This window comes from Desulfopila sp. IMCC35006 (assembly GCF_005116645.1).
Lineage (GTDB): Bacteria > Desulfobacterota > Desulfobulbia > Desulfobulbales > Desulfocapsaceae > Desulforhopalus_A.
Genome location: NZ_SWCM01000014.1, coordinates 59,521 through 82,199, shown reverse-complemented (window position 1 = coordinate 82,199; position 22,679 = coordinate 59,521). Strand labels below are relative to the sequence as shown.

The 22,679-nt window shown below is 48.0% G+C and carries 21 protein-coding genes and 1 other RNA gene; 9 read left to right on the top strand and 13 right to left on the bottom strand.

All coding sequences use genetic code 11. The annotated features are described in order from the left end of the window. Positions 1–33: 33 nt before the first annotated feature. Entirely contained in the window at positions 34–564 is a 531-nt protein-coding gene (locus tag FCL47_RS19700; protein ID WP_136815431.1) for an OmpH family outer membrane protein, read from the bottom strand. 37 nt (positions 565–601) lie between these two features. After that, positions 602–1,120, bottom strand: coding sequence for an OmpA family protein (locus tag FCL47_RS19695; RefSeq protein WP_136815430.1), 519 nt, complete (start codon positions 1,118–1,120; stop codon positions 602–604). Positions 1,121–1,605: 485 nt separating this feature from the next. Here FCL47_RS19695 and FCL47_RS19690 point away from each other — a divergent pair, with 485 nt between their 5' ends. The 3 genes from FCL47_RS19690 to FCL47_RS19680 all read left to right on the top strand — a co-directional run bounded on the left by FCL47_RS19690 (position 1,606) and on the right by FCL47_RS19680 (position 3,919). Further along, positions 1,606–2,028, top strand: a complete 423-nt coding sequence (locus FCL47_RS19690) for a hypothetical protein (RefSeq protein ID WP_136815429.1) — start codon at positions 1,606–1,608, stop codon at positions 2,026–2,028. Continuing rightward, positions 2,029–3,330 (top strand): radical SAM protein, encoded by a 1,302-nt coding sequence (locus FCL47_RS19685; protein WP_136815428.1) that lies wholly within the window; start codon positions 2,029–2,031, stop codon positions 3,328–3,330. Between the two features lie 172 nt (positions 3,331–3,502). Continuing rightward, entirely contained in the window at positions 3,503–3,919 is a 417-nt protein-coding gene (locus FCL47_RS19680) for a Fur family transcriptional regulator (RefSeq protein WP_136815427.1), read from the top strand. Positions 3,920–4,040: 121 nt separating this feature from the next. On the opposite strand, the gene tyrS is transcribed toward FCL47_RS19680, so the two are convergent. From tyrS to FCL47_RS19650, 6 genes are all read right to left on the bottom strand, one after another. Next, positions 4,041–5,252 carry a tyrosine--tRNA ligase gene (tyrS, locus tag FCL47_RS19675; protein ID WP_136815480.1) on the bottom strand — a complete coding sequence of 404 codons (1,212 nt, stop codon included), beginning with the start codon at positions 5,250–5,252 and terminating at the stop codon, positions 4,041–4,043. A gap of 43 nt (positions 5,253–5,295) precedes the next feature. Further along, positions 5,296–6,861 carry a ribonuclease Y gene (gene rny / locus FCL47_RS19670; protein ID WP_136815426.1) on the bottom strand — a complete coding sequence of 522 codons (1,566 nt, stop codon included), beginning with the start codon at positions 6,859–6,861 and terminating at the stop codon, positions 5,296–5,298. A 649-nt stretch (positions 6,862–7,510) separates the two neighbouring features. Next, positions 7,511–7,684, bottom strand: a non-coding RNA gene (ssrS, locus tag FCL47_RS19665) — 6S RNA. Positions 7,685–7,822: 138 nt separating this feature from the next. Continuing rightward, complete coding sequence (locus FCL47_RS19660) at positions 7,823–8,122, bottom strand: cell division protein ZapA (protein ID WP_136815425.1); 300 nt, start codon at positions 8,120–8,122, stop codon at positions 7,823–7,825. 183 nt (positions 8,123–8,305) lie between these two features. Next, complete coding sequence (locus FCL47_RS19655; RefSeq protein ID WP_136815424.1) at positions 8,306–8,695, bottom strand: hypothetical protein; 390 nt, start codon at positions 8,693–8,695, stop codon at positions 8,306–8,308. Positions 8,696–8,850: 155 nt separating this feature from the next. Beyond that, complete coding sequence (locus tag FCL47_RS19650; protein WP_136815423.1) at positions 8,851–9,336, bottom strand: 8-oxo-dGTP diphosphatase; 486 nt, start codon at positions 9,334–9,336, stop codon at positions 8,851–8,853. Between the two features lie 171 nt (positions 9,337–9,507). Between FCL47_RS19650 and FCL47_RS19645 the strand changes: the two genes are divergently transcribed. The 4 genes from FCL47_RS19645 to FCL47_RS19630 all read left to right on the top strand — a co-directional run bounded on the left by FCL47_RS19645 (position 9,508) and on the right by FCL47_RS19630 (position 15,027). Further along, positions 9,508–11,415 (top strand): LysM peptidoglycan-binding domain-containing protein, encoded by a 1,908-nt coding sequence (locus FCL47_RS19645; RefSeq protein WP_167496580.1) that lies wholly within the window; start codon positions 9,508–9,510, stop codon positions 11,413–11,415. 61 nt (positions 11,416–11,476) lie between these two features. Then, positions 11,477–11,842, top strand: a complete 366-nt coding sequence (locus FCL47_RS19640) for a molybdenum cofactor biosynthesis protein MoaE (RefSeq protein ID WP_136815421.1) — start codon at positions 11,477–11,479, stop codon at positions 11,840–11,842. 158 nt (positions 11,843–12,000) lie between these two features. Beyond that, positions 12,001–12,837 carry an HDOD domain-containing protein gene (locus tag FCL47_RS19635; RefSeq protein ID WP_136815420.1) on the top strand — a complete coding sequence of 279 codons (837 nt, stop codon included), beginning with the start codon at positions 12,001–12,003 and terminating at the stop codon, positions 12,835–12,837. 45 nt (positions 12,838–12,882) lie between these two features. Then, a complete protein-coding gene (locus FCL47_RS19630; protein WP_136815419.1) occupies positions 12,883–15,027 on the top strand; it encodes a response regulator in 2,145 nt (714 codons plus the stop codon). Positions 15,028–15,145: 118 nt separating this feature from the next. Here FCL47_RS19630 and FCL47_RS19625 read toward each other — a convergent pair whose 3' ends face one another. The 4 genes from FCL47_RS19625 to FCL47_RS19610 form a co-directional block, all read right to left on the bottom strand. After that, complete coding sequence (locus FCL47_RS19625) at positions 15,146–15,847, bottom strand: TIGR04211 family SH3 domain-containing protein (RefSeq protein ID WP_136815418.1); 702 nt, start codon at positions 15,845–15,847, stop codon at positions 15,146–15,148. A 132-nt stretch (positions 15,848–15,979) separates the two neighbouring features. Further along, a complete protein-coding gene (locus tag FCL47_RS19620) occupies positions 15,980–17,743 on the bottom strand; it encodes a sulfatase-like hydrolase/transferase (RefSeq protein WP_136815417.1) in 1,764 nt (587 codons plus the stop codon). Positions 17,744–17,760: 17 nt separating this feature from the next. Then, positions 17,761–18,162: a diacylglycerol kinase gene (locus tag FCL47_RS19615; RefSeq protein ID WP_136815416.1), complete on the bottom strand. Its 402-nt coding sequence runs from the start codon at positions 18,160–18,162 to the stop codon at positions 17,761–17,763. 63 nt (positions 18,163–18,225) lie between these two features. Then, the gene (locus FCL47_RS19610; RefSeq protein WP_205747378.1) at positions 18,226–19,833 is read right to left on the bottom strand and encodes a bifunctional aminoglycoside phosphotransferase/ATP-binding protein; all 1,608 of its coding nucleotides are present in this window, start codon (positions 19,831–19,833) and stop codon (positions 18,226–18,228) included. 248 nt (positions 19,834–20,081) lie between these two features. Between FCL47_RS19610 and ilvB the strand changes: the two genes are divergently transcribed. Together ilvB and ilvN are read left to right on the top strand one after the other, a co-directional pair. Further along, positions 20,082–21,869, top strand: a complete 1,788-nt coding sequence (ilvB, locus tag FCL47_RS19605; RefSeq protein ID WP_136815415.1) for a biosynthetic-type acetolactate synthase large subunit — start codon at positions 20,082–20,084, stop codon at positions 21,867–21,869. Further along, the gene (gene ilvN, locus FCL47_RS19600) at positions 21,866–22,336 is read left to right on the top strand and encodes an acetolactate synthase small subunit (RefSeq protein WP_136815414.1); all 471 of its coding nucleotides are present in this window, start codon (positions 21,866–21,868) and stop codon (positions 22,334–22,336) included. The genes ilvB and ilvN overlap by 4 nt, the downstream gene beginning before the upstream one ends. A 26-nt stretch (positions 22,337–22,362) precedes the next feature. On the opposite strand, the gene FCL47_RS19595 is transcribed toward ilvN, so the two are convergent. Then, complete coding sequence (locus FCL47_RS19595) at positions 22,363–22,659, bottom strand: hypothetical protein (RefSeq protein ID WP_136815413.1); 297 nt, start codon at positions 22,657–22,659, stop codon at positions 22,363–22,365. Between the last annotated feature and the right edge of the window lie 20 nt (positions 22,660–22,679).

Genomic DNA, 22,679 nt, shown 5'->3' with positions numbered 1-22,679 from the left:
TAAACGATCACCGCAATAAAATAAGCAAGGAAGCTATTTTTTTGCTAACGCTGCATTCAACTTTTTAACAATAATATCACTGACATCAACTGAAGGATCGAAATAAACAACACCGTTTTTTCCATCCATTATTGCAGTGTAGCCGTTATCCTTACCAAACTTATTCACGACTTCCTCAAGAGCTTTAAGAATCGGTTCAAGCTCCTTGTCCTGCAATTTTTTCATTTCAAAACGAGCATCTTCAGTTTTGGCCTGAAGTTCCCGGCCATTTTTCTGAAACTCACGAACCTTTTCAGCTTTTTTCTCTTCACTCCAGGCGGAGCTTTTTTTCTTTATCTCGGCCTGTAGCGCTTTGAGCGCTTCTTCCTCACCCTTGAAGGAGGATTGCAGCTGCTTCATTTTGGTATCAAAGCGACCCTTTGCAGCTTTTCCCGCATCACACTCAATAATGATTTTCTGAACGTTCATGATACCTATCTTCAGATCGGCAGAAAAACAACTGTTTGCAGTAAAAAAAGCAAATACAAAAATCAAACCTGCCAACAGGTTTCTTTGAGATGCCATTATTGTCTCCGAAATATTGAATAAAAACGTCAAAGAACTACTGAACTACAACAAAATCATCACGACGGTCCTGAGCCCAGGACATTTCATCATTGCCTTGCAGCAACAATCTCTCCTCACCATAGCTTACGGTGGTAAGTTTGGCTTCATCCACACCTAAATTCATCAGGTATTTTTTGGCGCTCAATGCACGTCGTTCGCCAAGAGCCATATTGTATTCATTGGTACCACGAGGATCGGTGTTTCCTTCAATTCTAACTTCGTAGCCCTTCTGATTCGTATTGATAAATTCAGCGTTCACCTGGATACGGGCGACCTGGTCCTTACGGATATCAGAAGAATCAAAATCAAAATAGACCGGAAGCATTCCTTCAGTCGTGCGGCCCTCACCAATTCCGAGAGACTTTGAATCAAGCGATTCTTCGGTACCCATTGCATCACCTTTTTTTTCTGTCTGCAACGCCTGATCGGTCTGTTTTTTCGAACCGCAACCGGACAGGGTCATAACAGAAACACACAACAACACGGGCAACATTACTTTTACTTTACCTACCATGGCAAGAACCTCCAAAAGATCCTTAATTAAATTTACAACCCTACTCCAGTTAACATCAACACCAATTGCCGTGAGAGATCCCTCTCACTTCCATTGAATAAGCGATCAAGCATACAAACATATACAAGAAAATCAACTGATTTTTTGTATTCCAGGAGGGGATCTAACAAAAAATAACCAGCCGCAGATTCGACTGTCTCGGAAGAATGCATAAAACCGGGCGGGCATTAAGCAACGGCATTCTCACCTGATCAGCTGTCACCTGGTAACTTTAGCGTCCCGAAGGCAAATTTACGCTAGTGATTATTATATATTCGGATTATAAAGCAACTGTGCTTACCTTGATATATGGCAATCTCACAATACATGCTGAGATATGCTCTTTCCAGTGCCTCTTGCAGCTGGAAAGTTCGTCCATGGTAACCATAGCGAAAAATCTACGGTCCCATCTTCCTGGCGGAGATGACAACTATATGGAGAATTGAATGGCCAAAGTAAATATCAGCCCAAACAGAACAACAGACAAAACTATCCGGACCATTGATCGAAAACGGGAGCAAGAGCGCCGGAAAATGTTTATGAAAGCAAAAGATCACGCTCCGGAATTCGCTGCAAAACTTGTTCAACGTTTGATCGACAGAGAAATTATTGAAACAACATCGGTCTCGGCGTTACGGGAAGCCTTTGAAAATCAGCTCAACAAGCTTGGCTATATCGAAGAGTTCGAACTGCAGATGAAAATTGCCCCTGTTCGAACCATCGCACAGGATCCGAATGTTGTCAGCCTGTATTTCACCCAGTATATAGTTGAAGACCTCATAGAACATCCGGCTATTCAGGATATATTTGGCGATGATCTTGATATATATCGCGCGGTGGATTCCGTCTTCAGGGTTCTCAGACAGTAGATGGAGCACCCGTCGGACTTCCCCGCTCTTCTTTTTGCTGATGGGGAGGATAATATAAGAGAATTCACCGAGCTGGATATGGTCGGGATGAGTAATGGTCATTTCATCCGCCCGGCTCTCGAGGATTTGATACCTTTGCCAGAAGGAAGTGATATTTTCACCCTGCCGGGTCGCTTCCCCGTTGGCTGGGACCCCAGATCGGAAGAACCTGCATTACTCGCCGAAAACCCCTTTGCCGAAGGTACACCGGCCCAGGCTGTTGCCGCGTTCATGGCACCTGCTCACACAGCTATCTTATCCAGCAGTTATCAAACGCAGGATGGGGCCCCGACACTGCCACTTTTTGCCTATACCGCTGTCGGGTGGCATGAGGGCAGATTCTGGGTAACCGGATTTCGCAGTGACCCGGACAAACGGCAGGATGCAGACCAATACCGGCAGGCGGATGTCAAACGGCACACCAAAAAAAAACTTCGCTTACATAGAGATAACAGGCTGATACAACACCTTGGCAAATGTTGTCTGACCTATGGCTGCCCTGCCGCCCGAAATTATTTCCTTGATCGCTGGGAAGCTCCCCTGCCGACCTCACCTGACTGCAACGCCCGCTGCCTCGGGTGCATTTCACTGCAGGCCTCAGGGTGTTGCCCCTCCACGCAGGACCGCATTACTTTTGTGCCAAGTGCAGGAGAAATTAGTCAAATTGCCATCCCACACCTCCAGTTCGCTGAAAACCCGATTGTCAGTTTTGGTCAGGGCTGCGAAGGAGAACCACTGCTGCAGGCGGTTGTCATTGAAGAGGCGATCAGGCGTATTCGCAGCAAAACCTCCAGGGGCACCATCAACCTCAACTCAAACTCCAGCCTTCCTGCGGCTGTTAAACGACTCGCCCAGGCCGGACTGGACAGCCTGCGGGTAAGCCTGAATTCGACGCAGGAGATATACTACAATCGATATTACCGGCCGAAAAACTACCGCTTTTCCGACGTCACTCAATCAATTGATATCATGAAGGATAGTGGTCGTTTTGTGTCGCTTAATTATTTCATCCTTCCTGGTTTCACCGATTCCGTCCAGGAATACGATGCACTGTGCTCACTTATCCGCCACCATCATCCCGATTTTATCCAGCTTCGCAATCTGAACATGGACCCTGAATGGTATATAAAAAGCCTCGCTCTGCCTGAAAACACCGAAGCCTTGGGCATTCGCCAATGGCTTGACAGCTTGCAGAAGGAGTTTCCGACACTCCGTTTTGGCTATTTCAATCCGCAGGTTCACGCCGAGACGCACACTCCATAAAGCACCGATTCCGACTCCAATTGATTGTATTCCAGTCTGTTTTGCACCTGCACCTGCCTTTCTCCAACCACAGAAAGGAAATGTTATGGCTATTTCCCCTTGGTTTTCTTTTTATGATGGGATATAATGCTGTTTAATAACGTTTATCAATACCTACCTTAAGGAATACATTATGGAACAGTTGCCAAATATGCGGTTAACCACTCAACGCCAGATCATCTTGGAAGAATTGAGCAAGGTTACCTCCCATCCAACCGCCAACGAAGTATATGACATGGTTCGCAGGCGCCTGCCTCGTATCGGCCTTGGAACCGTATATAGAAATCTTGAACTTATGGCCGACGTCGGCGTGATTCTTAAGCTCGAAGTGGGTGGCACCCAGAAGCGTTTCGACGCAACGGTGGAGCCTCATTATCATGTTCGCTGCTCTTCCTGCGGCAAGGTTGATGATATTGATATTGCGGTTCAGGAGCAGATAAACCAGGTGGCCGAAAAAGCAAGCAACTACAAGATACTCGGGCATCACATCGAATTCAGCGGGATATGCTCAGATTGCATGGGAAAAAACCAGGAGACTGACATCAATTAACAGTTTGCCGCCGGAATGGCTCCGGTTACATAATGTGCGCACATGTACAAAAAAAAGCGGGGCAACAGTGAGTTACACTGTTGCCCCGCTTTTTTTTAGCCATCCGCAGAGGAACCGCTGCTCAGGTAAAAACAACCTTGCTGAACCGGCGTTTGCCTACCTTGATAAGGATCTCCCCTCTCGGCTCAACCGCCATATCAACATCGGTCATCTTTTCCCCATCAATAGACACGGCACTCTGTTTAATCATACGTCTTCCATCGGAGGTTGATGTAACCAGACCAGCATCAACCAGGAGCTGTGGCAAAGATACCGGCACCCTGGCACTATGCTTCACTTCAGGCACATCATCCGGAACGCCGCCTTTTTTGAATATATTTTCAAAATTTTTCTCTGCCGTCTGGGCGGCCTCGGTATCGTGAAAACGTGCCGTGAGCTCTCGAGCCAATTGTTTTTTTACTTCTTTCGGATGGAGTACATTTGCCTCGACCTTAGTCTTTAACTCTTCAATTTGTTGATTACTTAAATCGCTGAGCAGGGCAAAATACCTGAACATTAAATCATCGGATACGGAAAGTACTTTGCCATAAATATTATCAGCCGATTCAGTAATACCGATATAATTCCCCAGGGATTTACTCATCTTATTGACGCCATCCAATCCTTCAAGAAGCGGCATGGTTATAACAACCTGCGGTTCCTGCTCATGGGCTCTTTGTAAATCCCTGCCCATCAGCAGGTTGAACAGCTGGTCTGTCCCGCCAAGTTCAACGTCCGCCTGCATAGCTACAGAATCGTACCCCTGAATAAGGGGATACAGAAATTCGTGTATTGAAATGGGTTTGCCCGACTCAAATCTGTTATGGAAATCATCCCGCTCAAGCATACGGGCAACAGTCAACTGAGATGCCAGTTTTATCATATCAATGGACGTGAGCTTGCCAAGCCAGGTACTGTTAAAAACCACCCGGGTTTTTTCCGGATCGAGAATTTTGAACACCTGTTCTTTATACGATTCGGCATTTTCAGCCACCTGCTCCACCGTCAGCGCTTTCCTGGTCTCAGATTTTCCGGTGGGATCACCGATCATGCCGGTAAAATCCCCGATCAGAAAATAAATGTCATGCCCAAGATCCTGGAAATGTTTAAGTTTCTGCAGTAGAACGGTATGACCGAGATGGAGATCTGGGGCAGTAGGATCAAAACCGGCTTTTATCTTAAGAGGGATGCATGTCTCCGCAGATTTCTTCAGCTTTTTGATAAGCTCCTCGCGGGAGATACAGTCTACTACCCCCCGTTCTATCAACTCCAGCTGCTCTTCAATCGATGCCATCTCTTCCCGAACCTTTTCTTTGTGTTTGGTCATTACAGATAAATTATTTAGCGTATTCAACAGCCCTGGTCTCACGAATAACTGTCACCCGTATCTGCCCGGGATAGGTTAATTTGCTCTCAATCGACCGGGCAATATCCTGGCTTAGGAGGGCCGCGTCTTCGTCTTTTACCTTGCCGGAATCAACAATTATCCGCAAATCCCGTCCAGCCTGGATCGCATAAGATTTTTCAACCCCGTTGAATCCGTTGGCAATGGCCTCAAGGTCCTCAAGGCGCTTCACATAGCTCTGCAGCATCTCCTTCCTTGCCCCCGGACGAGCCCCGGAAAGCGCATCGGCCGACTGCACCAGAATGTCGATGACACTGGTCGGCGGCTGTTCCTCGTGATGCGCACCAATAGCGTACACAACCTGCTCAGGTTCCCCGTATTTTTTGGCAAGGTCACGACCGATAATCGCATGGGATCCCTCTACTTCATGGTCAACTGCTTTGCCTATATCATGCAGCAGTCCGGCACGTTTGGCCATTTTCACATCAACTCCAAGTTCGGAGGCCATGATACCGCAAAGAAAGGCCACTTCGAGTGAATGCTGCAGGACATTTTGCCCATAACTGGTCCGGTATTTTAACCGGCCAAGCAGATTTATCAGTTCAACGTGCACACCATGCGCCCCGACATCAAAAGTGGCCTGTTCGCCGGCCTCACGCATGGTGACTTCCAGTTCCTTAGTCATTTTTTCGACAACTTCCTCTATGCGGCCGGGATGAATCCTGCCATCGCTGATAAGCTGCAGCAACGATAATCGGGCAACTTCACGCCGTACCGGATTGAATCCAGACAGGATCACCGCCTCCGGTGTATCGTCAATAATGATATCTATTCCGGTAGCAGCCTCAATAGCCCTTATATTCCGCCCTTCCCGACCGATGATTCGTCCTTTCATTTCGTCGCTTGGCAATGGAACCATGGATACGGTTCTGTCGGCCACATAATCACCTGCGTACCGGGAGATGGCCAAGGCCAGAATGTTCTTGCCTTTACGATCAGCCTCCATCTTCATCTCGTTCTCTATCCTGACGAGCTTTTTGGCGGCCTCCATTCTCGCTTCGCTTTCCATCGAATCGACGAGCATTTTCTTGGCTTCTTCCTGACTAATTCCAGCGAGCTGAGCCAGTTCATAACGCTTTTTACTAATCAGGGTATCTATTTCCTTATGCTTCTCCTGCCATTCAACTTCCTGCTGTTTTATCAGCCGTTCGCTATTGTAGAGTTCCGTCTGCTTCCGATCGAAACTGTCCCACTCTCGCTTCAGGCTGTCTCTTTTGCGTTTAAGTTGCTGCTGCTCCTCTTTAAATTCAGATCGTTCGGTCTTAAGCTCCGCCTCCAGAGCCTGTTTAATTTGATACGCAGCCTCTTTACTCTGCAGGAGCGCTTCTTTTTTAAGTTGCTCAGCCTCAACTATGGCATTTTCAATAATCTGATTGCTTTGAATTTTTATGTTTTTTTCGTGTCCCTCAATAACCAGTTTCCTGAAATAAATACCCAGGAATGTACCGACAAAGAGACCGATGAATACGAGTAAATATGGATGACTTAATGGATCCATTGATCATTCCTATCTGGTGATGACTGACAGGATATAAGAAAAAAAGCAGAGGAAAACAAAATAATTGGAGGGAGTTTTGAGACAGCTCGCAACTGGTCCACTTCGATCAGACCAGAACAAGTGGTATAAATAACAGCACATTAACTGCTCGGCCGCTTGCTGTTACTTAACTGAAATCAACAACGTTTCAAATAAACACATTCAACCAGTTGATGACCTCTCCTCAAATCTGCAGATAGTTCCAAGGTCATTGACCATTTTTTCTTTCCCTGACAACAACACAAGCCGTGCCATAACACAATCACCATTGTCAGGTTGAAACTGAACAATCCGTTTTACGTTCAGATAATTGCAATACCAGCACACTCAACTCCGTGCGCCGCCCCATTTTCAGGGGTTATTTCACATTGTTATGCGAGAATAAGTCAATCCGGACAACGCAGTTTCAGCGAATAGCCCGGAGAAATATCTAAAAAAGCATTTCTGCTTCCCTTGTTTAATATTTTGTTCCAGCAGCACTTTTCTGCTCAAGTCAATCTTCTTTTATATGTTTAACCGGCTTCATCTTTTCCCAAAAACAGTTTTTCAGAAAATATCAGGCCGGATAGAAAAAATAGCAAATACCTGATTCCATTCATCATGAATGGGCATCTTCCCCACACTGCCGTGTCTCCAGGAAAGTTAAACCTATATAATAGGTGGGCAGCCTCATAATACTTTCGGGAAATTCGCGAAGCGATTTTCCTTCTTGTAACAGTGGAGTTACCCTTTTTTTGGGAGTTGGCTCAACACACACTGAAGATCACCAACAGTGCAGGGAAAATTTTATTTGTTTAATTTGTTTATATAGTATTCAGTTATACAAAAATTAGTATCTTATGTTCCATATACAAGCAATTTCACTGTTAAAGAAATTATAACAGACTTTCCGGCAAACGAAAACAATTTATCCTTCAAGGCATCACTCCGAGAGCAATTTCGATCTGATCTCTTCGTTTAGTCGAATAATTCTTTCCTCAGAATCCCTTTTGTACCCTTCGAACTCATGCATAAGTTTCACATGGCGGGAAGCGATGTTCAGACACGCCAATATCGCCACCTTGCCAACAGGCAGGGTTCCAGAGGTTTGTGGTGAATTCGTCTCAACGAGTTGGCGAACCATGGAGAAAATGGTTCTCAGTTCTTCCTCTGAGGAAGCAGTATAAAATTTATACTCCTGACCGAGGAGTTCGAATCTTACCAACCTTTCCGTTTCAGACATATCAATCCAGATCCACCTGTATTGTAGTACCTACCGGATTATTCTCTAACTTTTTTTGCCAGAAAACAATCTGTCTCAAAGTACTTACACCCCTCAAGGGGTACTATACTGAGTCCCGCTTATTTCCAGTTTGCCGGGGTTCTCCTGTACAACGCGCCTTGATCTGTACGCTTGTCCCTCTCGCTATTTTTTCGAGCCGGTCATTGAAAAGAGGTCATGTTGTATTCGTCTTTCTTCTTCATCCAATCCAGCGGCAGACTCCTCTTCTATTGCATGAAAGTCTTGTTCACTCATTTCTGAAGTCTCTAAAGATTCATCGACAATTACCACCTCACCTTCTTCGAGATTGAGCTCCCAATCTTCAATCTGATCAACTATTTTATTGACCCTTTCGCTTATCTCATTTCGCTCGGTGACCTTAGACGCGATAGTCTCCCTCAATTCTTCTATAAGCAGATCTCGCTCATACACATCCTGCTCCAGTTGTGATTTTTCCGCCTTTAAGGCCGTAAATCGCGTCAATATTTTCTCAACAAATTTTTCCAGCCGCTGGAGCTCACTTTCCCGATCCATATTTTATCCCCCTCTCCTCTTTGTTTTCTCAAGGAATCTTCATTTATTGAATGTTTGATTGACTGTGACTTCGTGATTTTTGGCAATGCCCATTAATATGTGTTTTTTCTCTTGCAATCGGAATATACCATGCACCCAGCACACTGCAACCTCTATCAGATTCGGCAATAGCTCCAATCGATCGGTCTGGCATTGTTATATGGCATAAAGCCATGGAATACTCTGGGATCACTATCAAATACCATTGGCAAAAAAAATCTGTCCCCTTCCCACATAGGGAGCTCAAGAATTTTTTCCACATCAACCCAGACCAGATCACCTTCGTCATTTGACATCATTGGCGTACCGCTGAAACGATCAATTCGGAAGATAAAACCAAACCAGTTTTCACCCTGCGGCCCGAACCCCGTCCAGTTAATCGTTCCCCGCAAGACCGCTTGATCACAGGATATATTGGCTTCTTCCCGTATTTCCCGGACCAGGCACTGATAGATATCTTCCTCCGGCAACATCTTCCCGCCCAGACCGTTATATTTACCCAGATGCTGGTCTTCCAGTCTCTTGTTTCGATGCACCAGCAATGTCTGCTTGCGATCAGGAGACATAATATACCCCAGGGTGGCAACTATCGGTGTGTACATCGCAGCCCCGGTTTTTTTGCAGTTAATTGAAGATACATATTCCGCTGCTCCTTTTCTTGTGATACTATTATACTTACTTCCGTAAATTTACTTCGATAATTTTCCCACAAGAGACCAGACTGTCCCACTATGAAAGCCTCAGCACCCGTGCAAACATATCCAGCAGGAAGCGTGTTCACATGCCTCAGCGTCTTTCTGCTGCTGCTCTTTACATCTTTTTACTGTCAGGCTTCAGCCCCCGACAACCGTAAATTTCCGCACTACAAAGCTATCGGTAAAAACGTTGCCTTCTGGGAGAAAATATATTCGCACTACTCCCTTACCGAGGCAGTTATACATGACTCGGAGGATTTAGCCAAGATATACGAAGTTATTCCCCTGCTTGGAGAGGATGTGCCGGGAGCGGCTAAATATAACGATATTTTCCAGCAGCACGCCAAAGAGAAATACCGCGCAATACTGAAAAAAATTGCCGTCCAGAAACCGACAACCCGCAGCGAGATCAGAGTGGCCGCACTCTTTTCCGGGAAAAACCGAACCCGGGATTTAGCCCAGGCAGCAGAAAATGTACGCAGCCAGAGGGGTCAGAAAGAGCGCTTTCTTGCCGGAGTAATCCATTCCGGCAGGTATATTAAAGAAATTAAACGGCTTTTTCGATCCTACAACCTTCCGGAAGAACTGGCCTACCTCCCTCATGTGGAATCTTCTTTTAATTTTAATGCGTATTCCAAATATGGCGCAGCCGGAATCTGGCAGTTCACGCGGGAAACCGGCAAGGGATACTTGACAATAGACCATGTCGTCGATGAACGCCTCGACCCGATTCTGGCCGCTCATGCCGCTGCAAAATATTTAAAAAACAGCTATGAAGCTCTCAACAACTGGCCTCTTGCCCTCACCTCGTATAATTATGGGTTATCAGGCATGCTGCGAGCTGTAAATGAGCAGGGTAACTATGAGAATGTATTCAAATATTACAACAAGGGTTATTTCAAATTTGCTTCAAAGAATTTTTATTCGGAGTTTCTGGCAGCACTGAAAGTGGCCAGACAGCTTGAACAAAACCCACGTATACAAATCGACCGTGCCCAGCCGACTCGATATCTCAATCTTCCCGGGTATGTGCACATATCGGAAGCGGGCAGACATTTTGGCGTTTCCGCGGGAACCATACAATCTCTTAATCCCGCCCTGCAGTCATCCGTGATCAATGGCGAGAAACGCATCCCCAAGGGATATGTGCTGAGACTTCCCGCGACCAAAGGAACCAACCGGGCCGTCGCCTCAATACCATCAACTCTTTACCAGAAACAACAAAAACCAAGCGTTTTTCACCGCGTCCGCAAAGGCGACACTGCCGTGAGTATCGCGCGACTCCATGGTATTTCTGTCAAGAGTCTCATAAAGGCGAATAATCTGGATAAATATGCGACAGTCAAACTCCAACAGAAACTGACTATCCCAAAAGCTGCCAGAAAAATTGTTCAAACGGAAAACGAGGTCATAAAATTATCTCCGCGAGCCGAAGTCAAAAAGGTTTCATTGCAGAAAAGCACCGCCATACCCGTTCTTAAAGCGAACAAAAAACGACTAGCTGAAGACAGTGGTCATGACTTTCTGCCGAAAAGGGATGCAAGCCTTTACCGTGTTGCCAACATTCATCAAAAAAATGGGACAACGCATGGCCATATAATTGTACAGCCCGAGGAATCGTTTGAGCTCTACGGAAACTGGCTTGGAAAAACCAAGGCATCCCTCCTGGCCCTCAACGGACTGGCACCAGGGGCTGCTGTCACCCCGGGCCAGCAGCTCCTTCTGGTCTTCGACCGATTGACGCCTGCGCTCTTTGAGAAAAAACGTCTCGCCTTCTTACAGGAAAAAGAAAAGACCTTTTTATCGGCCTTTACGATAATCGGCCAGAAGATATATCAGGTTATTTCCGGTGACACATTGTGGGACATCTGTTACAATAAGTTCGACGTGCCGCTCTGGCTCCTGAAGCGATACAACAACAATATAAACCTGGCTAGCCTGGACCAGGAACAAGAACTTATCATTCCGATAATTCAACAAATTTAAATGATGATAACGCCGAACAAGGCTAGCCGTAATGTGAGTGTTATCAACAAAAAGGTTTGCAATGGATATTAGCAAGACAATCAAAGAACTGAAGAAAAGGCCGGAATTTACCGATAATGTGGGAATGATCCTTATCCATAACGGCGTCGTCCGTAATTGGTCAAGAAAAGACAGAACAGCGGTAACCGCCCTGCAGGTCACACCGGATCCGGTAAAAATAGAGGCTCTCAGACAGGAATATCTCCAGCGACCGGGTATTTTTGAAATTATTGTCGAGGCGTATTCCGGTACTTTTCAACCGGGCGACGACCTCCTCTACATCATCGTGGCAGGTGATATCAGAGAAAACATCAAACCAGTTCTGGCCGAACTCCTCGATCGCATCAAGGCCGAGGCTGTCACCAAGAAAGAGCTCTTTTCTCACTGACAACTTCATGACACCTGTCAAAGTATAGAAAAACCATCACCCCTCCGTAGTTTTTAAAAGCCAGGCACTCATCTGCGCGTCGATCGCAAAGGATGAGTGCATTGCGAGACAATGCTCATTTGAGTCTCTAGTTGCCATCCTGAAATTGGAGATATTGCATGTCCACTGCCCAGAAATTTATTGAACAATTTACCGATATACATCCCCTGCCCCATGTGGTAACCACAGTTACCCGCCTCATCAACGACTCTGAATCGACCATGAAGGATTTCGAAGAGGCTATCAAAATGGATCCCATCCTGGTCAGCCGCCTTCTTCGTCTTGTCAACAGTCCTTACTACCGCCTGGTGCAGACGGTTGATTCCATTAGCCGTGCAGTAGCCTTTCTGGGTATGAAAAACCTGCACAATCTCTTGGTAACGGACGCCCTGAAGAACATCTTCATCAGACCTGAAATCGATTCCGTCTTTTCCAAAAAAAAATTATGGGAACATTGTGCGGCTGTTTCCATTTTGAGCAAGATGATTGCTGAAAGAATTTTCGGTGTTAACGGCGACGATGCCTTTTTATGCGGGATTCTACACGACTTTGGCCTGCTCGTTGAGGAACAGGTCCGACGGGAGGATTTTCATAAGATCTGTTCCTCTTGTACCTCGACCAGTGCTCTGCTTGACATGGAACAACGAACATTTGCCACAGACCACTGTAAAATAGGGCACCACTTGACACTTGACTGGAATATGCCATTAAAGATCCAAAACGCCATCCGGGACCATCATCTGCTCTCGGCTGACATCGATCCATCGAGCCTGACCGGAATAATTCAGCTTGCCGAATATATTACCGGCCAAATGAAACTGGCAACGCTGCCGGATCTGGAAATGGAACTCTCTCCGCCGCTGATCATTCACCTTCGGGATAACCTTGATGAATACACCGTCCTGATGGAGGACCTTCCTGATGAGTTAGACAAGGCCCAGTCTATTTACTCTTAAGCCTCGCAACATTAACGCAAGCCGGAGCAACGAGACAAAACCTGCATGATCAATTTATTTAATACAATAAACTCTTCCGAAGAACAGCTGAAAGATCTGCTGCTTTTTTTTGAGCAGAAGATTTCGTCTGTATCGGTAATCGCCATCACCGAGAAGGGAAAGCGACTCCAAACAAACAGCAACGTTGCATTCCCCGAAATCATTGTCCAGGAAATGATTGCTGCCGCAACCCGGAAGGCGACGGACCCGTTGTTACCTGCCGCTCTACCCCCGGGATATTCGGCACGGTACCTTCCCGCGCTCGAAGCGACCCTGATCTTCCGCTCGGTTCATGAAGACTCCAGGCAGGAAGATATTGCCAGCCTTGTCGAACTAGGGATGCGAGAACATTTTGCGCACAAAAAAATCGAACAGCTTGAAAAGAAAATAACCATCCACAAAAACCAGTTCGGCCGAAAATTTCAGGTAATGGATCTCCAGCATCAAAAGCTGCTGGAAGAAACGGAACGGAGTTATCGCACTATTCAGGAGCAACAGGAGAACTACTCCAAAACCCTGCAAACAGAAATCATGGCCCAAACCCTGGAGCTTCGCAAAGCCATACAGGCTGCCGAAAGGGCAAACAGCGCTAAAAGCGAATTCCTCGCCTCCATGAGCCATGAAATTCGCACGCCGATGAATGGAGTTATCGGCTTCGCCGACATCCTCCTGACAACGCAGCTGGACGAGGAACAGCGAGACAGTGCCTTGACCATCAAACGGAGCGCCGAAGCCCTCCTTGGTCTGATCAATGATATCCTCGATTTCTCCAAGGTCGAAGCCGGGAAGATGACCCTTGAATGTATCGATTTCGATCCTGAAATCACCGCCCATGATGTCTGCGATCTTATCCGACCACGGGTGGCCGGAAAACCTGTTGAGGTTCTCTGTCGCATCGATGACAACCTGCCGACCTTCATTCAGGGTGATCCGGGCAAATTTCGGCAGGTACTCATTAATCTTCTCGGCAACGCCGCCAAATTTACCGAACGGGGGGAGTTGGAACTCAGTCTCGAGATAGAAGAAGAGTCAGAACAAACCATTACTCTTCTCAGCAAAATAAGAGATACAGGAATTGGCATCCCACAGGATAAATGTGAAACAATATTTGAAGCCTTTAAACAGGCAGACGGTACCACCACCCGGAAATACGGCGGCACGGGACTCGGCCTGTCTATATGCAGGAAGATTGCCGGCCTGATGGGGGGAAATGTCTGGGCGAAATCCAGCAAGGTAGAAGGCACCACTTTCTATTTTCTGGCGGTAATGAAAAAAACAACCACAAGCCATCCCCTCCGTCCAAGAAGCTTTGAAAAGAACCTGAAAGACGTCAAAATTCTGGTTGTGGATGACAATAAGGCCAACAACGAAATTCTCCAAGATATCCTGGGCAAGGCGGGAATGGAAGTTGTCACCCTTCTTGACGAAACTATGGCCATCGAAACGCTCATGGTCGCCGAGAAAGAACGAAAGCCCTTCCAGGCCGCAATTCTCGACCTGCAAATGCCCCTGATTTCAGGAAATGAGCTGGCACGCCGGATTCGATGCGCCAGTCTTACGAGTCGAGACATACCGCTTCTAGCGTACACCTCATCAACGGAACGAGTAGCGCAAAAATGCAAGCAAGCCGGATTCACCGCCTTTCTTACCAAGCCGGCCCGACGCACGATCCTCCTGAGCACCCTGGCTGAGATTCTCTTCAGCAAAAAAAGTGGGCATAAACCGGCAAAGAAGAATCTCGTCACCCAATATTCGATACGCGAGGAGTTGAAACAGTCGACGCGAATTCTTCTTGCCGAAGACAATCCGGTGAACCAGAAACTGGCATCCACTATTCTCAGAAAAGCAGGCTACCAGGTGACGGTCGCATCGAATGGTCGGCAGGCACTGGAAACCTTCACCAGCACCCCCGATGACTTTGATATTATTCTCATGGATATCCAGATGCCGGACATGGACGGCTACGAAGCAAGCCGCAATATCCGGCAAAAAGGCTTTGCGGCCATTCCCATCATTGCCATGACAGCCAATGCCATGAAAGGTGATCGGGAGCTCTGCCTTGAGGCAGGCATGAATGATTATATTGCCAAACCGATTAAGAGGGATATTGTTTTTCAGGTTTTGGAAAAATGGCGCAATAACCGGAATTGATCACCCGAATCGGGCGATGCAGCGACCGGAGCACTATACGAAATCATGCAGCCATAAGGACAGAAAGTCATACTACGGTCAAAGAACTGAGATTTTTTCCGGAAATTTTCGGGTAATCTCACAAGAGAGAAGATTTTCTTTTTCGCGACTTACTGGACAAATTGCCGAGCACCATGCCAAGCAGCAACACACCGCCACCAGCCATGAACCAGTTGATAGCTTTATCTTTATTCAATTTGTCGTTTTCTTCTTTTAGTGCAGTTATCTCCTGGGTGAGTACTTCATTTTGCTGGGTAGCTTTCAGCATATCTTCTTTGATTTTAATAACATCTGCGGTATCCTGCTGCAGATTCTGATAATCCGTGGCAACCTGCTTTTTTTCGCTCAGGACAGAATTGAGGTCATTTTTGGCTTTGTCGAGATTGGCCGATACCTCACTGAATTGCTGGCTCAGTTCGAGTTCTTTCTGCTTCAGTTTTTCATTTTCCGCACGAAGAGACGCAACGATGGTGGAAGGTGGCGGCTGAACGCTCAGGTATCTTTTCAACATCCAGCCTTCTTTGCCGTTAGCCAGACGTACCATTGCATAAGAACCATCTTCTTCAAGAAATTCTACTGAATCGCCATCCTTGACCACGCCGATCACTCTATATTCCCGTCCCGCACCGGATTTTAAAACAACCTCCGCACTGGGGATGACGTAACGACTGTCAGCAAGAACCGCAGTTGCCGAAAAAATCACGGTGCCCAACGAGAGAAAAAAACTCGTCAGCAAAAAGCAGACAGTTACCGACGGTACTATGATTCGTCTGATGCGCATTGTTTTCTTACTCCTTAAACTGGTTATTTTATACAGCCTCAGTCTCAACAACCACTAATACAAACCAGCCATTTGAAAGTCAAGTGTTCAGCTCATCGCCACCAACAAGAGCTCGGGGTTCCAGCAAAACGTCTACCGGCGAGAAGAATCCCCGGCAATGCCGGCTCCCAGCGATATAATGTGATTATAGCTGGCAGTCAGCTTTTCCGGAGTCCACACCTCACGGTTTTTGCACAGCATCTTCTGGCAGATGCGTTCTTCGGTGAGGACATCGAGAACAAAGTCCATAAATTCATAATCGTGATCCGGCCAGGCGATACTGTTATGTTTCGGCCCATAATAGAACCAGATATTCTGTCTGAATTCGCCACCATCTTTCAGCGAGTAACCTAAGGTTTCGTAAGTTAATGGCCCGGCGTCAAGCGGGGGCAGGTGATCACTGGTCACGACAATCAGGCTTTCCGGATCCATCCTGCGCAGGCGCTGCACATAATCGGCAACCGCGCCGGCTCGGTAATAAAATTGCTGAATCGCCAGGTAGGCCTGCGAACCAGGCTTGACTCCGACAACATCGACCCTGGGTGGAAAACGCTCGGTATCGGTAATATGGGGCAGATGGCCATAGGTCCCCAGCACATAATTGAGAAATGGCTTGCCCTCGGCGAGCAGTTTCTCAACATAGAGAAGATTCTGCGACAGCAGATCTCCGTCAAATATATAGCTGTTGGCAACATTATATCGCAGGTAGGTTTTACGTTTTTCAGCATATACTGAGGGAAAATTGGTTTCCTGGAATCCCATGGAATGATACGCCTGTTCCGAATTAAAAAATTCCGGCTTATACGATTGCGTGGCGACAGTCCGATAGCCGGCGGCACTGAGAAGATTGGGCAGACATGGCGTCGGCATGCCTTTAAACATGTTAAATTCCGCAGGACTATACAGCTCTAGAGCGGGAACACCGCAGAGGACTTCAAATTCAACCTGGGCAGTGCCGCCGCCAAAAACCGGCGACCTGGATAGATGCATGTTTTTTCTAAGAGCATCAAATCGAGATGGAGCAGGCGGGGTCTGGAACTTAAGGGCTTTGAATCGCTCTGGATCTAGAAAAGATTCAAGAATCAGGATATGGATATTACGACTCTTCTTCAGGCTGTTTTTTAAAAGACCCGGATTTCGATCGGGATCGTCTACGACTGGATGCCGGGCAAGATCCTCCAGAGCCATATTCTTGGTGGCGGCAAAAAGAAAAAGGGCCGTTGTCCTGCCTATGACAGCAGAGGTAAAACGATCGGACCATGGAACGATTTCAAACCCTGACGCATCCGCCGCTTTCAGGAACTCTTTCGGCAGGGTATACGCGGTGACAGGAGGCACCGAGGCAAGAGCAAGAAGGAGCAGGGGCAAAGCCAGATCTCGAGGGCGGCGCTTAAAATTCTTCATGAAAAAGATCAACCAGACGGCTGAGGCAACATAGGCCCCGACCCGAAGCCAGGCAGGTGAGACGTTAAGTCCTTCCGGCAGAAGCAGGAGTTCATCCAGCTTGAAAACACTATGCATGAGAACATAGTGCAGATCAATTGCCAGATACAGAACAATGATGGGCAGCGCTGCGATGACAACACGCCAGGGGGTCGGGCGCATCAGGTGCAGCAACGCGGCATAGGCTACGAGCAGGTAGGGCAATTCAAAACGAATGGCACTGCTGAATTCCCGGATCCCCCCGACCAGACCAAAAGACCAGGAAATAGCCCAGAGGATCAGTCCCAGGACTACGGAAGATGCAACTGTCTCAGCCACAACTCTGAATAATGTGCCGCCGCGTTTGGTCAGGGACAAACGATGCAGCAGTAAATGTTTCAACAGAGAGACTTTCGCCGTTGGCTGCCCTTTCACATGCTCCCCCTTCAACACTACGATTTACTCAATACAATGGAGGCAAGTGCGGCAATCCATAAAAATACCGTAAGTGCGATGCTGACCAATACCGCTGCGCTGCCGATGTCTTTTGCCCGTTTGGCGAGAAGATGGTAATCAGGAGAAGAGAGATCGACAACTGATTCAATTGCCGAATTCAGTAACTCGACGACGAGAACAGTTGCGGTTGCGAAAAAAAGCAGACCTTTCCATTCATGGGAGAGAGGCAGAAAAATCAGGGCAAGCAGACAGATAGCAACCAGGCATCCTTCTTGCCGAAAGGCCGCTTCCGTGGCAAAGGTCGAACGTAATCCATCCAGTGAATAGGAGAAGGCTGCCAGGATTCTCGGAAAACCGGTCTTCCGAGGAGGTTTACAATTCGCGTTCTGTGTCTGCATGGTAAAAAATAATAATGAGATTGCTAAAAAAATTAATGAGAATACTCAGCTCGATCAATGCCGTCAAGATATCTCACCGGTCAGGAGAAAAAATTTCTCTCTCATCTGTGTTACAAGCGACTTGATATCAACCTCTGCCCCGGTATCCACACGAACAGCACAGCGCTGCTCCTCTGCACGCAGCGACTGCCAGGTCGACAACTGCATCTCCAGAACGTGGAGATCAGCATCCGACACATCGTTTTTTCGCTGCACTATACGTCTGCGCAGTGTTGCAACATCTGCTCTGCATTCTATAATTATAAAAGGCACTTTTTTGCTATCGGCCAGTTTTCTGAACGGCAGTCGTTCTTCATAGCGGAGGAATGCCGCATCGACAATAACTGAATATCCGGCATCGAGAATATGGGCCGCCAGCTCGGTGAGCTTACGGTAGGTTTTTCGGGTGGCCTCCGGACAATAGATACCCTTGCCTATTGCTGCCCGCCCCTCCTCTTCCGGCGTCAGGCCAAATAAACGCTTGCGTTCAACATCCGAACGAATACGAATTGCGCCAAGCTGCTCCAGTAATGACTGGCTCAGGGTACTTTTGCCCGATGCCGACACGCCACGGGTAATGATGAGTAACGGTTCGGCAGGTTGGACATAGCTTAGGGCCAGATTGAGATACGTGAAAAAATCATTCTCGGCTTCAGTCTGTTCTTTTTTATCTATACCGGCCTGATGGGCACGAATGGCATCGATTTTGGCGCGAACCATCGCCCGGTACACCTGGTAGAACCGCAGCACACGGACTCCGGCGTAATCCCCGGTGTGCTGTAGATACATGTTAAGAAAGCGCTGAGCCAACGCAGGTTGTTTTCTGTCCTGTAAATCCATGACCAGAAACGCAATATCGCTCATAACGTCGATCCAGCGCAGGCTGGGACTAAATTCGATACAATCGAACACCAGCGGCGCGTCATCGACCCAGGCAATATTACGCAGGTGCATGTCGCCATGGCATTCTCGGATAAAACCAGCCGATTTACGTTGCTTCAATATTCCGTACAGCGCACTGAAGGTTGCCATCCCCCAGCTTTCCAACTCGGCAAGCGAGCTTAGCGCCTCAGTTTTTTTTACATGCTCGCGTATCTGTTTGAAATTTTCATCAATAGGCTGATAAATAATTTCCGGATTTCCATAGATGCTGTCCGCACCGGCACTGTCGGCATGCTGATGAAAAGCAGCGATGTAGCCGGCCAGAATGTCAATATGACAGGGTTGCAAGGCGCCGTGGGCCAGTAAACGATCAAGCTGAGCCTGCTGCGGAAAAGCCACCATCTTGATGGCATACTCGATTGCTGCACTCTCTTCCACCCCGCCAACTGCCCACCTTGGTTGAGTAATGGTGCCGATAATGGGAACGACTGACAAGTAAATCGCCGGTGCCAGTCTTTTATTCAGGCGCAGTTCCTCCTGGCAGTAAAAAAGACGTTTTTCAAGAGTCGAAAAATCAAGAAACCCGAGATTCAGCGATTTTTTAATTTTATAGGCATATGGGCCGGCCAGAATCACCCAGGAGATGTGCGTTTCAATCAGGGTACATTTTTCAACAGGCGGATCGTATACGTCCGGCTGCATCAGCGAACTGATCAAAGATGCAGGTTGGAGGGTTGTTTCGCTCATCATAAAGACCTTCGGTGAATTGACTGTCCGATTGAATGTGCATAGACATGTATGCATACCATAGAGTACTCTACAATGGCAAGAACATTGCCATGCTGCCGAACGTGATCCCCAAACGGACCCACGCCTGAAGATATGCATCCGGCGGACGTAGGCGACAAGCAACCTTGACGAAGACCTCCGTGTATGTCAGGATTGTCAGGAAAAGAACATCTTTTCACCTGCAAAAAAAGTCGAAGAAAGAGGTAATCATGACAGAAAAACAAATCATAACCGGGAAAAACCTGATGCTCCGAGCCCTGAAAGAAAAGGGAGTCAGGTATATTTTTGGCTATACCGGTGGGGCCATCATGCCGATCTTTGACGAAATGGACAAGCTGGGTGATTTCCATTTCATTATGTCGCGCCATGAACAGGGCGCAGCATTCATGGCCCAGGGTGTTTCCCGGGGCTCCCTGTCAACCGACAAGCCACAGATCGGCGTCTGCATGGCCACATCCGGGCCCGGAGCAATGAACCTGACAACAGGCATTGCCGATGCCCATATGGATTCGATACCGATTATAGCGATAACCGGACAGGTTACCACCGGAGTCATCGCCACTGATGCTTTTCAGGAAAGCGATGTGATCGGCGTAATGATGCCGATCTGTAAGCAGACCTATATGCTCCTTGCCGCAGAAGATGTCGAAGTCACCGTTCATGAAGCCTTTTACGTGGCCACCACCGGCCGGGGCGGCCCGATCGTCATCGATATCCCCAAAGACGTACAAAACCAGAGCGTTTCCGAAACCTACCGCTTTGACGCGAAAACCTTCCGGCCAAGCCTGCCCGGATTCTTCTACCACCCAACCCCCGAACGCGAACCGCTGCGCCGGGCCATTGAACTGATAAATCGCAGTGTGCGGCCGGTTCTGTTTTGCGGCCACGGAGTCATAACCAGCAATGCCGGCAAACTGCTGCAGCAGTTTGCCGAAAAGGTCAACATCCCCATTGCCTTCACCCTGCATGGACTGTCAGCCCTGCCCGTCGATCACCCTCTCAGTCTGGGCATGATGGGTATGCACGGCACCGTCGAGGCCAACCGGGCGATCATGGCGGCGGATTTATTGATCTCTTTCGGCATGCGCTTTGATGACCGGGTCACCGGCAGGCTCAGCGAATACGCCAGAAATGCCGATGTAATCCATGTGGAAATTGACCCTTCGGAAATCGATAAGAATGTGGCCTGCTCGGTGGCAATCAATGCCGACGTCTATCGCACTCTGCATGTGATGCTAGGCGATCCGATGCTGACGTACAAGCCTCGAAAGCGCTGGTTTGAGAAAATAGACAGCTTTCGTCAGGTGATGGCCGACGATTTGCGCCGGGAAATCGAGTGCGGCGTTGGTGACGATGGCAGGCTGCTGATGAAATCGATAGTCCATCAGCTGTCGGTGTTGACTGAAGGGAAAGATCTGATCGTGCCCGATGTCGGCATGCACCAGATGATGGCCGCCCGCTTTTACAACTACCAAACGGAAAACAGCTGGTTCGCCTCCGGCGGTGCCGGGACTATGGGAGCATCGCTGCCAATGGCCATCGGCATCAAACTGGCTCGACCCGATGAGAGGGTCTGGTCGATCAGCGGCGACGGCGGCTTTCAAATGAACATTCAGGAACTCGGCACGATTATGGAACAGCAGATCGACATCAAGATCGTTATTCTCAATAATGGCCACCTGGGCATGGTGCGCCAGTGGCAGACGCTTTTCTTTGATGGCCGGTATGCCGGAACACCCATGCAAAGTCCCAAGTTCGGTCTTATCGCCGAGGCCTACGATATTCCGTATCGTAAAATTGAAAAACTCGACGAGGTTACTCCAGCCCTGCAGCAGGCAATTGACCACCATGGTCCGATATTGCTTGAATTCGTCTGCGATGCAAGTGAGATCATCCTGCCGATGATCCCGTCTGACGGCGGCTTTGGCGAGATGATCGTTTCCCGACCTGGGCAGGAAAAAACGGCCACCAGAAAAAGCAAGGGAGGAAAATCATGAAACGACGTGCCATCCTGGCTTTTATGCTTGATCGTCCGGGAGTACTCAATAAGGTGTCGGTGTTGATTCGCAAAAAGATGTACAATGTCGATACCCTGACCGTGTGTAGTTCGCGGGTCGAAGGAATCAGCCGGATGACCATTACCTTGCGAGAGGATGACCAGGCCAAAGTGGACCAGATAATCAGGCAGCTGGAAAAGTTCACCGAAGTAATTTCCGCCAAAGAACTCGATACCGACCACAGTTACTGGCGGGAGGTGGCCATCGTCAAGCTGGAAGTTGACGCCGCCCATCTAGAGTCCTTTCGCGGTCGATATAATTTTGAGGTGCTCGACCAGAAAGAAGAGGATATCCTCATAATCCAGCTGGCCGGAGCAACCCGCCAGATCGACAGTTTTCTCGAGGAAGTCGGCCGGCAATATATAATCGAAATTGCCCGAACCGGAGTGGCCGCAATGGAAAAATAGCCGCCCCCCGGGCGGCATGTGAATCATCAGGCCTGATACAGAGTGTCGGCAATATCAGAGATGTCGCAGCTGATGTTGTTTGCTGTCAACAGAGCTTTGATCTCCCGCAGATTACCGGGAGTATCGATGTAAATCTCCGTACCGCCGTCCTGCGCATCCAAACGATAGCCAGCCGAAATAAGGAGTGAGACGGCGAGTTGGTATTGACCAACCACAAAGCCCATCAGGGTAAAGTCGGCCATATAATTATAAGGGAGCTCCCTGTTATCGAGATATCTTGCCCTGCTGTGGCTATCGCAGGGAAGCAGTGCTATTTTGCCCATAAGATTATCCTCTGTTAGAA

Excerpts from the sequence above, each read along its gene's own strand:
- FCL47_RS19700 (WP_136815431.1), bottom strand. The coding sequence starts at position 564 with ATGGCATCTCAAAGAAACCTGTTGGCAGGTTTGATTTTTGTATTTGCT.
- FCL47_RS19695 (WP_136815430.1), bottom strand. The coding sequence starts at position 1,120 with ATGGTAGGTAAAGTAAAAGTAATGTTGCCCGTGTTGTTGTGTGTTTCT.
- FCL47_RS19690 (WP_136815429.1), top strand. The coding sequence starts at position 1,606 with ATGGCCAAAGTAAATATCAGCCCAAACAGAACAACAGACAAAACTATC.
- FCL47_RS19685 (WP_136815428.1), top strand. The coding sequence starts at position 2,029 with ATGGAGCACCCGTCGGACTTCCCCGCTCTTCTTTTTGCTGATGGGGAG.
- FCL47_RS19680 (WP_136815427.1), top strand. The coding sequence starts at position 3,503 with ATGGAACAGTTGCCAAATATGCGGTTAACCACTCAACGCCAGATCATC.
- tyrS (WP_136815480.1), bottom strand. The coding sequence starts at position 5,252 with ATGGCATCGATTGAAGAGCAGCTGGAGTTGATAGAACGGGGGGTAGTA.
- rny (WP_136815426.1), bottom strand. The coding sequence starts at position 6,861 with ATGGATCCATTAAGTCATCCATATTTACTCGTATTCATCGGTCTCTTT.
- FCL47_RS19660 (WP_136815425.1), bottom strand. The coding sequence starts at position 8,122 with ATGTCTGAAACGGAAAGGTTGGTAAGATTCGAACTCCTCGGTCAGGAG.
- FCL47_RS19655 (WP_136815424.1), bottom strand. The coding sequence starts at position 8,695 with ATGGATCGGGAAAGTGAGCTCCAGCGGCTGGAAAAATTTGTTGAGAAA.
- FCL47_RS19650 (WP_136815423.1), bottom strand. The coding sequence starts at position 9,336 with ATGTACACACCGATAGTTGCCACCCTGGGGTATATTATGTCTCCTGAT.
- FCL47_RS19640 (WP_136815421.1), top strand. The coding sequence starts at position 11,477 with ATGGATATTAGCAAGACAATCAAAGAACTGAAGAAAAGGCCGGAATTT.
- FCL47_RS19635 (WP_136815420.1), top strand. The coding sequence starts at position 12,001 with ATGTCCACTGCCCAGAAATTTATTGAACAATTTACCGATATACATCCC.
- FCL47_RS19630 (WP_136815419.1), top strand. The coding sequence starts at position 12,883 with ATGATCAATTTATTTAATACAATAAACTCTTCCGAAGAACAGCTGAAA.
- FCL47_RS19625 (WP_136815418.1), bottom strand. The coding sequence starts at position 15,847 with ATGCGCATCAGACGAATCATAGTACCGTCGGTAACTGTCTGCTTTTTG.
- FCL47_RS19615 (WP_136815416.1), bottom strand. The coding sequence starts at position 18,162 with ATGCAGACACAGAACGCGAATTGTAAACCTCCTCGGAAGACCGGTTTT.
- FCL47_RS19610 (WP_205747378.1), bottom strand. The coding sequence starts at position 19,833 with ATGATGAGCGAAACAACCCTCCAACCTGCATCTTTGATCAGTTCGCTG.
- ilvB (WP_136815415.1), top strand. The coding sequence starts at position 20,082 with ATGACAGAAAAACAAATCATAACCGGGAAAAACCTGATGCTCCGAGCC.
- ilvN (WP_136815414.1), top strand. The coding sequence starts at position 21,866 with ATGAAACGACGTGCCATCCTGGCTTTTATGCTTGATCGTCCGGGAGTA.
- FCL47_RS19595 (WP_136815413.1), bottom strand. The coding sequence starts at position 22,659 with ATGGGCAAAATAGCACTGCTTCCCTGCGATAGCCACAGCAGGGCAAGA.